General features: G+C 69.8%; 9 protein-coding genes, 4 pseudogenes and 1 CRISPR repeat array (1 of these 14 only partly in view). Of the genes and pseudogenes, 8 read left to right on the top strand and 5 right to left on the bottom strand.

Going from position 1 to position 14,589, the window contains the following annotated elements; genetic code table 11:
* Positions 1 to 2: 2 nt before the first annotated feature.
* The 3 genes and pseudogenes from AB0953_RS27590 to AB0953_RS27600 all read right to left on the bottom strand — a co-directional run.
* Positions 3 to 3,136 (bottom strand): annotated as a pseudogene (locus tag AB0953_RS27590) (Tn3 family transposase).
* A gap of 697 nt (positions 3,137 to 3,833) precedes the next feature.
* Positions 3,834 to 4,718: a hypothetical protein gene (locus AB0953_RS27595; RefSeq protein WP_366862273.1), complete on the bottom strand. Its 885-nt coding sequence runs from the start codon at positions 4,716 to 4,718 to the stop codon at positions 3,834 to 3,836.
* A 232-nt stretch (positions 4,719 to 4,950) separates the two neighbouring features.
* Positions 4,951 to 5,052, bottom strand: a pseudogene (locus tag AB0953_RS27600) (type III polyketide synthase); the annotation flags it as partial.
* A 114-nt stretch (positions 5,053 to 5,166) separates the two neighbouring features.
* On the opposite strand from AB0953_RS27600, the pseudogene AB0953_RS27605 reads away from it, so the two are divergent.
* Positions 5,167 to 6,033: pseudogene (locus AB0953_RS27605) on the top strand (thiopeptide-type bacteriocin biosynthesis protein); the annotation flags it as partial.
* A gap of 213 nt (positions 6,034 to 6,246) precedes the next feature.
* Here the strand turns inward: AB0953_RS27605 and AB0953_RS27610 are convergent.
* A complete protein-coding gene (locus AB0953_RS27610; protein WP_366862274.1) occupies positions 6,247 to 6,831 on the bottom strand; it encodes a bacterial transcriptional activator domain-containing protein in 585 nt (194 codons plus the stop codon).
* 414 nt (positions 6,832 to 7,245) lie between these two features.
* Between AB0953_RS27610 and AB0953_RS27615 the strand changes: the two genes are divergently transcribed.
* From AB0953_RS27615 to AB0953_RS27640, 6 genes are all read left to right on the top strand, one after another.
* On the top strand, positions 7,246 to 9,762 hold the full coding sequence (locus AB0953_RS27615) for a S8 family serine peptidase (RefSeq protein WP_366862275.1): 2,517 nt from the start codon (positions 7,246 to 7,248) through the stop codon (positions 9,760 to 9,762).
* 291 nt (positions 9,763 to 10,053) lie between these two features.
* Positions 10,054 to 10,233, top strand: a complete 180-nt coding sequence (locus AB0953_RS27620) for a hypothetical protein (RefSeq protein ID WP_366862276.1) — start codon at positions 10,054 to 10,056, stop codon at positions 10,231 to 10,233.
* Between the two features lie 322 nt (positions 10,234 to 10,555).
* A complete protein-coding gene (locus tag AB0953_RS27625) occupies positions 10,556 to 10,753 on the top strand; it encodes a hypothetical protein (protein WP_366862277.1) in 198 nt (65 codons plus the stop codon).
* A gap of 30 nt (positions 10,754 to 10,783) precedes the next feature.
* The gene (locus AB0953_RS27630; protein WP_366862278.1) at positions 10,784 to 10,975 is read left to right on the top strand and encodes a hypothetical protein; all 192 of its coding nucleotides are present in this window, start codon (positions 10,784 to 10,786) and stop codon (positions 10,973 to 10,975) included.
* A gap of 61 nt (positions 10,976 to 11,036) precedes the next feature.
* Entirely contained in the window at positions 11,037 to 11,336 is a 300-nt protein-coding gene (locus AB0953_RS27635) for a hypothetical protein (protein WP_366862279.1), read from the top strand.
* 97 nt (positions 11,337 to 11,433) lie between these two features.
* Positions 11,434 to 11,904, top strand: coding sequence for a hypothetical protein (locus AB0953_RS27640; RefSeq protein WP_366862280.1), 471 nt, complete (start codon positions 11,434 to 11,436; stop codon positions 11,902 to 11,904).
* A 358-nt stretch (positions 11,905 to 12,262) separates the two neighbouring features.
* Here AB0953_RS27640 and AB0953_RS27645 read toward each other — a convergent pair whose 3' ends face one another.
* Positions 12,263 to 13,033: a hypothetical protein gene (locus AB0953_RS27645; protein WP_366862281.1), complete on the bottom strand. Its 771-nt coding sequence runs from the start codon at positions 13,031 to 13,033 to the stop codon at positions 12,263 to 12,265.
* A gap of 403 nt (positions 13,034 to 13,436) precedes the next feature.
* Between AB0953_RS27645 and AB0953_RS27650 the strand changes: the two are divergent.
* Positions 13,437 to 13,829, top strand: a pseudogene (locus AB0953_RS27650) (integrase core domain-containing protein); the annotation flags it as partial.
* Positions 13,830 to 13,846: 17 nt separating this feature from the next.
* A CRISPR array of direct repeats spans positions 13,847 to 14,589; the repeat unit is 29 nt; unit sequence GGGGTCATCCCCGCGGGTGCGGGGAGCAG; it runs 202 nt beyond the window's last position.

The raw sequence follows: 14,589 nt of genomic DNA on the forward strand, positions 1-14,589 counted from the left end.
GGTCAGTCTTCGGTGTCCTCGTCGTCGACGGCGTCCGGGTCGCGCAGGGGCCGCAGGCCCTGCGTGGGGCCGCTCGCGGCGATGTGGAACAGGTAGCGGCCCAGGAAGTGGCGGTCCTTGAGAGGGGAGAGACGGGCGACATCCTCGTCCCGGATGTCGTGGCCCTCTGCACGGAGCTGGGCGACGGCGGCATCAAGGTAGCGGGTGTTCCACAGCACCACGGCGTTGAGGACCAGGCCGAGAGCGGCGAGCTGGTCCTCCTGCCCCTCACGGTAGGCCTGCGGATCTGTCCGCGGCCGCCGTGGCAGATCGCGCGGGCCAGGCGGTGGCGGGACTCCTGGACGGTGAGCTGCCGGTTCATCAGGCGCCGGTAGGTGTCGTCCATCGGGTCGACCAAGGCGAGCAGATGCATGGTCTTGTCGATCCGCCCGTACTCGGCGAACGCCGCCCCCAGCGGGGTCGCGTGGCCCTCGCTGCCGAACATCCGCAGCAGGTCGTAGGCGCGCACCTGGTTGGTGATCAGCGACCCGGCCACCCGCAGCATGTCCGGCCAGTGCATCTCGATCCGGCCCAAGTTGACCTTGTTGCGGGCGATGGCCTCCAGCGGCCCGTAGCCGCCGGCAGGCTCCTCGCCGTCGGCCACGGGCACATCCGCGCGCCAGAACCGCTGGTCTGCCAGATCCCTGAAGCGCGGGGCGAAGCGGAAGCCAAGCATCTTGTAGAGGCCGAACGCCATGTCCGAGTACGAGGCATTGTCGGTGGCGATCATCTCCGGGCGCACGCCGCCGTCGAGGTTCAGCAGCGTGTCCAGGGCGAACAGGCTGTCGCGCGGCGTGCCGCGCACGACCATCGCGCCGATCCCCGCGACCTGGTCATTGACGGCGTTCAACCAGGTCAGGCCCCTCTTGTACCCGTAGTACTTGGGTGAGGGCCCGGTGTTGATGCTCTTGACCGGGACCACGAACCGCAGCCCGTCGACCGAGGCGAGCATCCCGCCGCCCCACATCTGCGCCAGCTCGACGCGCCCCTGGGCGGTGACGAGCGCCGCGTTCGCCGCGGCGATCGTGTCGGCTCGCAGGTAGTTCTGGTCCACGTGGGACAGCCGCGACCGGGTCAGCGCCCGCTCGTTCGGGTCGCACACCGGCGTGAGCCCGATGTTGCACGCCTCGGACACCAGCAGCGCCAGCAGGGAGACCAACAGCCCCTCCATCCGGGTGGGCCGCGCGGACACGTGCCGAAACGCGTCCAGGAACCCGGTCCAGGAGTGCACCTCAAACAGAAGGTCCGGCAGGTCGATCCGCGGGAGCATTGCCTCCGTGGTGCTCTTCAGCCAGGTCAGCGACTCCGGCTCGCCGAGCACGCCGAGCTTGTCCACCGACAGCCGGGCCCGTCCCCCGCCCTCCGGGACGACGATCTCGACCTTTGCCTCGTCCCCCGCCTCGGTCAGCCGGTCGGCCATCTGCCGCCAGGCCGCGTCCAGACCCCGTGTCAGCGCGGCCAGGTGTTCGCCGACGTCCTCGCTCAGCGACAGGCCCGCCAGCACATCGCCGCGTATCGCCTCCCACCTGGGCCCGTCCAGCAGACGGGCGCGCGGGTCGGCCCAGCGGTTCGACGGGGTGGCGAAGACGTCCCGCCGGTTCAGCGCGCGGTGCAGCTGCTCCAGCACGCACACCGCGTACGCGTCGCGGTCCACGGCCCCCTGCGGCAGCTTGGTGTTGGAGAACACCGCCCGCCGCCACATCGCCGGCACCAGCCCCTCGTCGACCTCGCGCGGCAGTAGCGGACGCTCCTTGACCCGCCGACGGGAGAGCGCCGGGAGGCGGCGGACCGCCTTCAGGATGCGCTTGCCGCCTTGGGCCGCACCCAACGCGTTCGACTCACCCAGCAGCGACAGGAAGGGGCGGACGGTGTTGTAGCGTAGGGCGAGCTTCTCCCGCATCGCCGCCTCGGCCGACCCGTCGTCCTCCGGCACCAGCGCCTCGACCATCGCCACCGCCCCCGACACCGCCTCGCGCGGCACGGCCTCCTCCACCGCCGCCCACAAGGCGGCCATGTCCAGGTCCGTCCCGGCCGCCGCGACCAGGTCCAGCTCCTCGGTGAGGATCTTCGACGCCTTCGCCAGAACGCGGGCCGCCTTCTCCAACTGCGGCAGCACCGCCAGGCGCTCCTTGTCCGACGCCCGCCGCGCCGGGCTGATCAGCCGCGTAGCCATCAGCAGCGCGAACCGATCCAGCGCGTCATCGACCGCCTGGGCCTCCAGATTGCGCACCACCGCCGTCAGAAGCGCCGTCCTGCGCGGCTCCGGCGCCCGCTCGATGGTCTGCGCCTTGCTCAGCTGCCCGTACCGGGCCAGCGCGTTCAGCCGGTTCACCGGCACCCTGGACAGGTTCACCCGGCCCAGGCGGAACGCGGAGATCTCCTCGACCCGCTCCATCGCGCGGACCATCGCCGTGCCCGTCGACTTCGTCGGCGGCGTCCGCAGCCGCTCCAGCTCCGAAACCCGCCTGCCTTCCGGCACCTGAAGCAGACCCGCCAGCGTCGGCGCCAGCGTCCGGTCCGCCTTGTCCGCGGCCCTGGCCACCGACTCGTACAGCCGCCGCTCTGCCACCGTACGCGCCTCCGACACCTGCCGGGCCAGCACCGAGACACCCGGCAGCAGCACCCGGTGCCGGCGCAGCCACGTCACCGCGTGGTTGAACAACGCCACCGGCCCCTCGGCGTGCGTCCACGCCCGCCCGTACAGGAACGTCCGGAACTCCCGCGACCACCTCCGGTCGCCGTACTCCCGATACCCGAACCGCTCCCGGATCTCCTGCGCGTGGTTGTACGGCGTCATCCGCCGCTCCGCATAGGACTTCACGCAGGACGCGTCCTCGATGCCGAGCTGTCCGGCCAGGTAGTCCACGACCTCCCACGGCACCGCCAGCGGATCGTCCCCGAGGAACGTGCCGATGTAACGGACGGTGCCGATCTGCAAGGCCATCCCCAGCCGGTGCCCATCCGAACGCCGCAGCGCGATCAGATCCCGGTCGTCGTCGTCCAGGAAGAAGAACCGCTCCAGCTCAGGGCGCGTGGGCACCTCGCCGAAGGCCCCGTAGGCAGCGGCCTGCTCGTCAGCCAGGAATTCCACCGGCACAGCCGGACCGTAGCCAGCTGCCGCGCCAGCTCGACGATCTTTCCCCGAAAGGCCCCCGCCAGGGTCATTCCTTGTGGTAACGACCGTGATCATTCTCAGCGCTACATCCTGTACGGGAACTACTCACACGCGGAGTCGGTGATCTCCGTCTGCCGCACGTGGCACAGCGTGGCCAGCAGCGTCAGCCGTCGCGGCGCCGCCCTCCAGACCAACGGACGACCGGATTGACCTACAAGATCATCTCAATGTGAGTTCTGCGGGCACCTGGCCGGACCCCGGCGGGGGCGGTCACCACGTCGTGGAGGGACCTTGCCCTGGCCGGCATGCAGCTGCGGCCCGGCACCGTCCTGGAGGGCGAAGCCGTCATCTGGAACCAGGGCCGCTGGCGGGCTGAGACGCCCATGCTGCCCCGATGGCCGATCGACCGTACGGCCGGAGTCCCGCTGGCGTCGGCCCCTGGCTACTGTGCACCGGCACCTGTTCGTGCCCCGCGGGTGGACGCCGGGCGGAGCAGGACGGCACGTGGGTCTAGGGACCGTATAGGCGAGGTGCAGGCGGCGTACGCGGCCTGCTGGTGCGGGATCGGATGACCCCGGCGGCTGCGAAGGTCTGAATCCGGGGCCCGGGCAGTGACCTCAGTGGTTGCTGATCACCTTGTCAGGGCGTTCTTTACAACGTCGAGAGCCGTGACGCTTTGCTAGGCCGGGTCGGTTGAGGCGTCGTCGGGGTCGGCGGGGCAGAACTGTTCGAGGAGGAGGGGGGTGCCGAGGGCGAGGGTGGTGAGGCGGCGGTGGGCTGCTTCGAGGGTGCGGCGGGCGGCGGGGAGGCCGGCGGGGGGTGCGTCGTGGCCGTGGCGGGGGCGGCCGGGGGCGGTGGTGACCCAGAGTTGGTGGACGTTGCCGCCGTGGAGGGTTTTGAGGTGGCCGGCGGTGAGGGCGTGGTGGGTGGCGGTCCAGCGGGTGAGGGCGCGTTGGGTGGTGGTGTCGAGGGGGTACCAGGTGCGGTTGGTGCGGGCGCGGGGGAGGGGGCGGTCGAGTTGGAGGTCGTCGAGGGTCATGGGTTGGAGGTGGGCGAGGCCGTGGCCGGTGGTGATGGCGAGGGCGATGAGGGCGACGGTGCGTTCCCAGGTGGCGGTGAGGATGCCCTCGGGTGGGTGGGCGGTGAGTAGGCGCAGGGTGCGGTGGGCTTCGGTGGGGGTGAGGCGGGGGGCGAATTCTGGTTTGGGGACGGTGAGGGCCAGGGGGTGGCGGTGGTGGGCGGAGAAGGTGTTGAGGGTGGTGGTGCGGGCGGCCATGGAGTTGACGGAGGCGGGGGTGCGGGGTCCGCGTCGGCCGGTGCGCCGGCGGGTGTCGCCGCGGGCGGCGGCCTCGAGCCAGTTGATGGCGTGGGCGGGGTCGAGGAGGTCGGCGCGGGTGAGGGCGGCTTCGGGGCAGTCCTTGAGGGTGGCGAGGTGGGCTGCGTACTCGTGGAGGTAGGTGCGCCGCAGGCTGCGGGTGGCGGTACCTGGGATGGCGGTGAGGAAGGCGTCGATGGCTGCGCGGGCGGAGGGGCCGCGGCTGGGCCGGCTCGCGTGCTGGGGCATCGGGATCCTCCTTGTCTGGTACCGCTCCCTGAAAGAATAAGAGCAAGTAGCGCGTGGCATCCAACCCTCCCCGTCACAGCCTGCCTATCGTGTCGGCTCGTGTCGAACCGGTTCGCAACGCCCAGTTCCGAACCGGACAACGCGCACCTCCGGGCCCCGGCCCTGGGCCTTCCGGGGCGCGGGGGAAACACGGGAACGGATTGAGCCGCTTGCTCTTATGACCGCACGGGGCGGACGCTGCTGCGGCGGCGGTACCGAAGAGGGAGTTGACCACCGCGGTGCGCATGGTCCAGTCGAAGACGTACGCGGCCGAGCAGACCTCGGCGCACAAGACCCTCCCGCTGGGACGCCTGTCTCCTCATCGACTGACCACCCAGCCAGCACAGGGCCCGAGCACACCACCGGCCATGTGCTTCCCATCACCTTCGGCGGAGAGGACCCGAGCCCAATGAACCACCCGCACGTCTCCCAGCAGACGGAGGACGCGGTCCTCGCGGTCCTTGCCGGACAGCCGGTACCGTACATCGCCGCCCACACCGGCATTGCCCCTGAGGAACTGAGCGACGCTGTAGCCCTCTACCGGGCCGCCGGACGCGACGCGCTCACCGAACAGGCCGCCCGGTCCAAGTGGCACCAAGTCCGCATTGAGTACCCCGACTGGAGCCGCTGCGAGGACGCGGCCGCCCTCCTCGCCTCAAGACTCGCCGGCGCCGAACGAGCTGGACCCGTCGGCGCCTGGTGGTTCGTCCGCAAAGCCCCCCATTGGCGGTTACACACCCTGCCCGGACCCCGCGGACCTGACCGTCTGCGCCACGCCCTGGCCGGCACCCTAGATGTCCTCGTGGAACATCAGGCGATCACCCGCTGGTGGCCGACCGTCTACGAACCCGAGGTTCCCGCCTTCGGAGGGTCGGCCGCCATGGACATCGCCCACGCCCTGTTCCACTCCGACAGCGCGCACATCCTCGATCACGTCCAGAAGGCCGAGCCGCCCATGGGCCGCCGGGAACTGTCCGTCCTCTTGCTCTGCGCGCTGTTTCGAGCCGCAAGGTTGGAATGGTTTGAGCAGGGCGACGTCTGGGACAAGGTCTCCCGCCTGCGGCCCCTTCCGGCGGAGGTGACGACCACCCAGCTGACCGAACTCGGCCACGGCCTCCGCACGCTGATGAACGTCGACCCCTCACCTCTCCTGGCCCCCGACAGCGCTCTGGAAGGTGTTGCCCCGTGGTTGGGTGCCTTTGAGACTGCAGGACATGCCCTTGGCGATGCGGCAGCCGCTGGCACCCTCGAACGCGGGCTTCGGGCGGTCCTCGCCCACCACGTGCTGGTGTCTGCGGTCTATGGACGCGGCATCTGTAGGCGGAGCACGCCACGGCTACTCCCGCCACGCCTCCATACGGCGGTCGAACGGCACGCCCGCCCGGCGTCGATCATCAGGAGCCTGCGCCTCTCACCGCTTCTGCACCCCGAAACCGAGTGTGTGGTGGGGCTGACCGGGATGCGCGTAAGAGGGGCACGACGCGCCCGCCTATGTCCGCGGCAGGTCACAGACGAGGCGGGTCAGCTGGGGCGAGGGAGCGACCTTCAGCTCCAGTTGCAGCAGTCGCCGGTATTCCTGGTACCGCTTGACCGCGCTGGCCACGTTGCCCTCCGCCAGGTGCACCTCGACGGCGATCCGGTGCGGCGTCTCGCGCAGCGGGTCGATCCCGATGGCAGCGAGCGACGTCTGCAGCGCGGACAGGTGGCGGCCCTCGCTCTGGAAGCGCTGAGCCAGTGCCTCCAGGGCATACAGCCGAAGCTGGTCCCAGCGTTCGCGTTCAAGGAGCAGCCACTCGTCGTCCCAGCCCGGGAGCAGGGCCTGGCTGAGGTCTGCCACCAGCCGGTCCCGGTCCCGCGCAGCGGCGTCGCCGGCCACGATACGGCGGGCCGAGTCCCACGCATCGTGGAAGTCGACCGAGAGGGAAGGGGCGAGCGCCAGGCTGTGGTCGGCGATGTCGATGGCGGGAGCCGATCCGAGCTTTCTGGCCCGGCAGAGTGCGGAGCGCAGATTGGCGGCCGCCCGGCAGCAGGTGCAGTCGGGCCACAACTGCTCAGCGACTGAGCGCCGGTCCATGCCCTCGCGGTGCAGAGCCAGAAAGGCCAGCAGTCGCTGAGCCCCGGTGGATATGGCGATCCGCCGCCCTCCGCAAGTGACTTGGAAGGGACCGAGGATTTCGAGACGTGGTCCTTGCGACACGCCTCTCACTGTCGGCGACGCCATATGCGCCTGCAACCGGGGCGACGGCCCAGCACGATACCGTGACGGCGGCCCGGAGCACACGCACCTGCCGAATGCACAGCGCAGGAACGTTTCTGCAACGCGGTCGCGACGGAACTGCAAACGCCTCCGTGACGACTGCCGCACGGGCTGCGCCGCGCCGCCGCACAAATCCGGAACGTGCCGGTGGGAGAACTCTTTCTGGGCGCGTCGCGCACGGCGTCGACCCATCGAAATGCATCGCGATATGTCGCCATACGGAGGTTCCGCATGGACATCCGGTCGGTCGTGCGGGGGATTGCCGGGGAACGGGAGCTCATCGGCACCCCCGAGGTGCGCGTGGCCGTCCTCGACGGTCCGGTGGACTTGGCGCACCCCTGCTTCGCGGGATCAGCCCTCACCCGACTGCCCACTCTGGTGTCCGATCCGGCCGGTCCGGGCCTGATGTCACTGCACGGCACGCATGTCACGAGCCTGCTCTTCGGGGGGCTCGATACGCCGGCGCCCGGTCTCGTGCCGCACTGCACCGGCCTGCTGCTGCCGGTGTTCCGGGATTCCCCGGACGGCCGAACGACGCGCGTGGCGCAGATAGACCTGGCGCGGGCCGTGGAGCAGGCCGTGGAGGCTGGGGCCCACGTCATCAACATCAGTGGCGGCGAACGCACCCCAGATGGCGCGCCGGACAGCATGCTGGCGCGTGCGCTCCAGCTGTGCGAGAAAAACGGGGTGCTGGTGGTCGCGGCCGTCGGAAACGACGGGTGCGACTGCCTGCAAGCCCCCGCCGCGACGCCGTCCGTCCTCGCCGTGGGAGCGGCCGACGCCGCCGGAGCTCCGCTGGACATCAACAACTGGGGCGCCGCGCACCGGCTGAACGGCGTACTGGCGCCCGGAGAGAACATCCGGGGCGCCGCGCCCGGCGGCTCATTCGCCTCGCTGACCGGCAGCAGCTTCGCCACCCCTGCGGTCACCGGGGTCGTTGCGCTGTTGGTGGCACAGCAGTTGGCCAAGGGCCGCAAGGCCGACCCGCTCGCCGCGGGTCGTGCCGTGCTCGAGTCCGCGATCCGTCCGCCGTGCGCCCCGGACGACGCACCCCAGTGCCGCAGGCTGCTCGGGGGTCGACTGAATGCCGCCGGCGCCTTCGCCCTGGTCAACGGGGAAGAGAGCCCGGCCTCGGCCATCCCCGGGACACCTCCCGCCGAACCGAAAGAGAGAACCATCGTCATGGACCCGAATGCCGTACATGCCCAGGCCGAGGAACCGCCCGCGGCCGTGCCCGCCGCCGCCTCCCAGGAGCCCGTCGGCGCCGGAGCCCCGGCACCGGCCACGCAGGCCGCGCCCTCACAGGTCTCGCCCGCACAGGCATTCCCCGGTGAGACGCCGCTTCCCGCTCCCCCGCCCCCGGCCCCGCCCCCGAGCTCGTGGCCCGATCCGCCTCAGCAGCCGCCCGCACCGACCGCCGCGTGGCCCGCGCAGCCGCCTTATCCGCCCGCGCCTGCGGCGGTGCAACCTGGTGCGCACGCCTGCGCCCACCCCGCCGCACCTGTCTCCGGCACACCCGACACCTGCACTGCGCCCACGGGCGCCGGCCCGTCGTGCGCCGGATGCGGGGGTACGTGCGGAGGTGGCGAAGGGCGTCCCAGTGGGAACGGCGCCTCCGCCTCTGCCCCCTCCTCCCCGGCGCCCTCCCCCGGCAAGCAGGTGATCTACGCGATCGGCACCATCGGGTTCGACTACCAGACGGAGGCCCGCCGAGACAGCTTCCGCCAGCTCATGCCGAACATCGTCATACCGGCCACGGGCGATCAGCCGGAGCAGGAGGTCCAGCCGAACATCTACGACCCCAAACAGCTGCACGCGTACCTCAGCAAGAACCCGTGGGAGTCCGACAAGCTCACCTGGACGCTCAACGCGGACGCAACCCCGATCTATGCCCTCGAGGCGGAGACACCGGTGGGCATGGACTGGACCCGGCCCATCATCACCAACCGCAAGGCGTCCCCGGAGGTCGTGCACGGTCTCGCGGACACAGCCGCAACCGACCACGACAAGCTCACCAACCTCCTCGAGACCCTGTCGTACCCGCCGGTCTCCTACGTGTACCGGACTTTCCGGGACGCCATCCTCGGACAGGCGAAGGACAAGAAGGACATCGACTACATCTCCCGGGTTTCGGTACCCGGAGTCCTCACCGACCGCACGGTCCGGTTGTACTCGGGCCAGGTCCTCCAAGTAGTCGAGGTCAAAAGCAGTGCCCTGTTCACATGGAACGAGACGCTGCTGGTCAACGCGGTCTTCGAGGAAGTGCTCGTCAAGGCCATCCAGGATGCGCGCAAGGAGGCCGGCGAGAACCAAGCGGCGCAGGACGCTGCGGAGAAGAGGGTCCGTGACGAGTTCGCGGGCAAGAAGGGGGAGTTCCTCAAGACGACCGTGCGCGCCCTTCTCGACAAGGTCTATTGGCAGTTCCGCAACCTCGGCCAGAGTGCCGCCGACCGGGCGCTGAACGCGGCGGGCACCAACGCGTTCCTGGTCGGGAAGGAGATCCAAAACGGCATCCTCTCCGCGGAGCACGTCCCCGGTGGCAGCCACAACTTCTACTCGCTGAACACCGTCCGCGTCACCAAGAGCCCCTTCTGCCGCCCTGGCTCGGTCTGCATGGACGTCGTCCTGACCTTCTTCGACCCGGAGAACGACCAGCGGGCGGAGGTTTCGTACCTGTTCACGTTCGACGTGAGCGAAGAAGTGCCGGTCAGCCTTGCTCCCGTCCACACATTCATCGGCAGCGTCTGACTGCCGGACCACACAGAGGAGCACCCCATGGACAAGAACAGAACCCCCGTACCCTGCTCGGTCCCCCTCCAGGCGCCGCCAGTCTGCCGCGAACCGTGGCAAGAGGCGCCGGAGAGGAGCGACGGCAACGGTGTACAGGCAGCCCGCTCCGGCTGCGCGGAACTCTGGGGACCCGCCCGACAGATGTGTTACGCGCAGCGGTCGCAAGAGCTGTGAGGCCGCGCGGAAACAGCGCACAAGCCACCGGCGGCAACCGCTCGCCGGCCAGTCACCAGGTGAAAGGTGAGAAAGATGAACGAGCCGTTTACCCGGCGCGAGGAGAAGCCGGCGCCGTCCGGCACTCCCCAGACGCCGTTCCAGACCCCTGCCGTCGATCGTGACCCGGTCGGACCCAAGGACTCCGGCGAAGGCACCGACGGCGTCGCGGCCAACATCAACTGGGGCGGACTCCTGAAGGACGTCTTCTTCTAGAGACCGCCGTGCCCCATTCGACGCAGCAGCGGCGGCGGGGCCTGGGTCCCCGCCGCCGCTGCCCGGCCCTGAGAGGACACCGGGATGAACAGCGCAATCCCTCAGAGTGCTACGTCGTCCGTCACCCTGCGGACGCCCTTCCAGGCGCCCGCAATCGACCGGAGTTCCGCCACCCCGGCATCCACCGACTCCGGCTCAGCCGGAGTCGAGGCCAACTGGGATGTGCCCTGGACCCTGATCGGCCATGGAGCCAAGGGAATGCTGGACGCCTGGCTCTCCAGCCGGTCCTAGTGCCTCGGCTCCCTGAGGAAAGGACACGGACATGAACAAGGATTCTTCCCCCCGGGCCAGCCCGTCGGCCCTCCTGCAGGTGCCGCTCCAGGCGCCCGCGGTCGACCGGAGCCCGACCGCTCCGGCACGCGCCGACAGCGACGCGACAGGGGCCGAGGCGAATCTAATCCCCTGGCACCTGATCGGGCCCTACTCCAAGGGCGGCATGGCCCACATCACCGACCTGTAGGGCCTCGTCACTGGACGAAAGGATACGGACATGTACGAGGAGTTCTCACAGCGAGCGGCCCCGTCGGCCGTTCTGCGGACGCCATTCCAATCGCCGGCGGTCGACCGCACGGTCGCAGCGCCGAAGGCCGCAGGCACCGAGAACGCCGGCGGTGTGGAGGCGAACTTCGCCTGGCTGCTGCCTCTGGCCGCGAGCGCGATCGGCGGCCTCCTCCGCCGGTGAGAAGGCGTGTCGGCGGCGCAGTCTTTCGCGGCCGTCGACGCGATCCTGAAAGGAGGGAGGCATGAACGATAGGTCCGAAGCGGGCGCCGAGAACTCAGGCGCCCGGCTCAACCTCCCCGTGCTGGGGACGGTGGAGCGCCGCTGGGACACGTACCAGCCTTTTCTGAAGCGGGTGCGGGTCTACTTCTACCCGGACGAGGAGGATCCCCACAAGACCAAGCAGGGCTTCCTGGTTGAGGAGCCCCCGCCCAAGTCCACCTTCGGCTCCGCCGTGGGGGACCCGTCCGCCCTGGACAGCCGGGACGGCTGGGGCTGGAGCTGCCCGCTGGGTGAGCCGTGTACATGGCTCGGCCCGGTCTAGGAGGTGCCCCCTCCCCGGTCGCCGCCTACAGGGCAGCGGCCGGGGAGACCGCCCCTCGGTAGAAGTGACAGGCCCCCCACCTGAACAGGACAGCATCATGCCCAAGACGGATGCGGTAACGGCCGTACGAGGGTTCGAGGCCAATAAGAGCGACTTCGCGGAGCTGTTCGCCACGAAGCCGCAGAGTGAGCAGGACGAGATCGAGAAGGTTCCTCTCAGTGGAGCCAAAGCCGAGAAGTTCAGCACCATCCACTGCGTGATCACCGTCGTCGGTCACTCCGACCGTGAGGACACCCCGGGACTCACCGCCGACCAGCGCCGTGCCAACGAATTGAGCGCCTCCGCCAAACGTGCCGAAAGCGCCAAGAACTGGGTGTTCCAGGAAATCCGGCAGCTACTCATCGATGACGGGCAGACACCGCCGGCGACTCCGGCAGACCTGCACCGCACCTCGCTGTTCACCGTGCCCTGCGGCGCGGCGAAGCTGGAACGGCTCAACCCTGCCTCCGAGAACGATCGCAAGCTGAACCGCCGCGTGGAGTTCCTCGTCACCTTCTTCTCTCCGTGAGGCACGACCGCGCCGACGGCGAGACACAGGCCCGAGGGGAGCGCCTGCCGGGCCGCTGGCACGGTCTCGGCGGACAGCGGTACGGCTGTGAACGCCGAGCAGTAACCCAGGCTCGCGCGGGGCGGACACGGATGCAGGCATCCGACCACTTCGCCTCGACGCGGCCGACCGTCGATCAGCCCGCGTGCCCCGTCGAGCGCACGTACTCCCCACCCGAGTCGTGAGGGAGGAAGCCCCTGTCGGCGTTGTCCTCAGGGCAGACAGAGAGGCAGACCGTGCACGACCTTTACCCCATCCGGCCGCTACTGCGGGCCTCCGGGCACCGCACCCCGGTCCCCCTGGGGAGTTCCCGCCGGCTTCATCCTTGGCCTGACCGCTCCTTCTTGATGGCTTCGGTCACGTCCGCGGTCTCGTCGGCCGGCGGGGCCGAGACCTCCTTGGTGGCGCCGAATGACAGGAAGTCCATCGTCATGTTGGTGCTGCCGGCGTTCTGCGCCAGGCGGGCGGGCATGCCCTTGTCGTCGACCCATACGTCGACCACCACGACGCCGGCACCGGCCGAGCCCACGGCCTTCCAGGTCTCCTCGGCACCCTTGTCCAGCTTGTCCAGCGGTACGGTCGCCTTGTAGTGCACGGTCGGCTTGCCGTTCACGTCCTCTGAGCCGACCTTGTCGACACCCTTGGACCACTTGAGCATCTTCAAGCCGGCAGTCGGGTTGTTGGCGGGACCGCTGAGCTTCGCTGCGCCCGACTCACCGATCAGTGCCGAGGCTTCGATCTTCAGCCACCGCTTGCCCTTGAACTCACCGGACGGGATCGGGTCGACCTCGTAGTAGTACGCGCCCTGCACCATCCGCATGGTGACGGTGCCGTCCTCTGCCATCTTCTCCATCTGCACCTGCTTTGCAGGTATCTCGGCTTCCATGGCGTACCCATTGCCCCATGAGTAGGTACCGGTCATGTCCACCGGCTGGCCGCCCGTGTCAGGCGACGTCACCCGCATCCTGACCTCGGCCGACCCCGCCTTCGTCGCAGAGTCCGACGCACTGCTGAGCGCCGCCACCATGGACTCCACGGAGTCGGCGGCCTTCGTGACCGTCTTCGCGGTCTCCGCCGCCTTCGGCGCCACAGAGCACCCCGTCAGGCCTACCCCCACGCATGCCAGCGCCACGACACCGCGGACAGCACGTCTTGCCTTCACAGCCCCACCCCTACTTGTCTTCGAACGTCAGGACAACCTATCGATGAGGCCGATGCCACCCAAACGCAGCCATCCCTGACGGACTGGCCTCGGTGCCCGGCAGAGCGGGCGGCACCGCTACCCGGCAGCTCGCCGAGGCAGAAACTCACCGGCAGGCCGACGCGACCTTCATCGGGGCCAGGCGTCGACGCGCTCACGCAGCCGTGGGGCGGCGGCCTATCGTCTCGGTGGGCGGGATGCGGTACAGGCAGCGGTTCGCCGTGTCACCTACTCGCAGTCACCCAAGATCGACCCAGATCCGTCGCGTGAACGTGGCCCACAGCGTGAACAGGAAGTCCTCACCGACGAGCGCCAGCACACCGCCATCACCTTCCGGACCCGGGCGAATGCGTTCTTCACCGCCCACGGGATCACCGTCGAGCCGGTCCTGACCGACAACGGCGCCTGCCACAAGTCCAAGCTGTTCACCCAGACCCTGGCCGCGGCCGGCATCAGCCACAAGAAGATCAGGCCCTACCGGCCCCAGACCAACGGCAAGGTCGAACGCTTCAACCGCACGCTCCTTGACGAATGGGCCTACCAGCGGCCCTACAAATCCAACGACGAGCGGACAGCAGCCCTGGCAGACTTCCTCCACACCTACAACCACCACCGCTGCCACACCGCACTGGGCGGCCACCCGCCCATCACCCGCGTGAACAACCCTGCGGGTCAATACACCTAGTCGAGGCTGGCAAGGTAGGGGTCATCCCCGCGGGTGCGGGGAGCAGCGGCCAGCGAGGACGAGGGCGCGGATCTCCTCGGGGTCATCCCCGCGGGTGCGGGGAGCAGATCGTCCTGAACGCCATCGCGCACGGCTCGGTGGGGTCATCCCCGCGGGTGCGGGGAGCAGTCACTTGCCTCTGGCGGCCAGAGCATGGGCGAGGGGTCATCCCCGCGGGTGCGGGGAGCAGCCGTAGTCCCAGTAGCTCGGCGGCAGCGGGTCGGGGTCATCCCCGCGGGTGCGGGGAGCAGTACTCCTGGGGGGTGGGCATGTCGTCCTCCTCGGGGTCATCCCCGCGGGTGCGGGGAGCAGTCCGTCACGCTGTACGACCACGCACCCGACCCGGGGTCATCCCCGCGGGTGCGGGGAGCAGCATGCGGACGCCATGCGGCGCGGCCGGTTCGAGGGGTCATCCCCGCGGGTGCGGGGAGCAGCTGGCTGTCGGCCTGCTGCTGGTGATCGTGGGGGGGTCATCCCCGCGGGTGCGGGGAGCAGGAAGGAGGGCATGTTGCGGTACACGGCGCGCGGGGGTCATCCCCGCGGGTGCGGGGAGCAGAGAATCTGGGTTCCGGGGACGGTGGACCGGGCGGGGTCATCCCCGCGGGTGCGGGGAGCAGCGGGCGGAGGTCACCCTCGATCTCTGCCAGCGGGGGTCATCCCCGCGGGTGCGGGGAGCAGTACTCGGGGTCACCGGGCTCGTTGCTGGGGGTGGGGTCATCCC

The sequence above is a fragment of the Streptomyces sp. NPDC046866 genome (genome assembly GCF_040704625.1).
Taxonomy (GTDB): Bacteria; Actinomycetota; Actinomycetes; order Streptomycetales; family Streptomycetaceae; genus Streptomyces.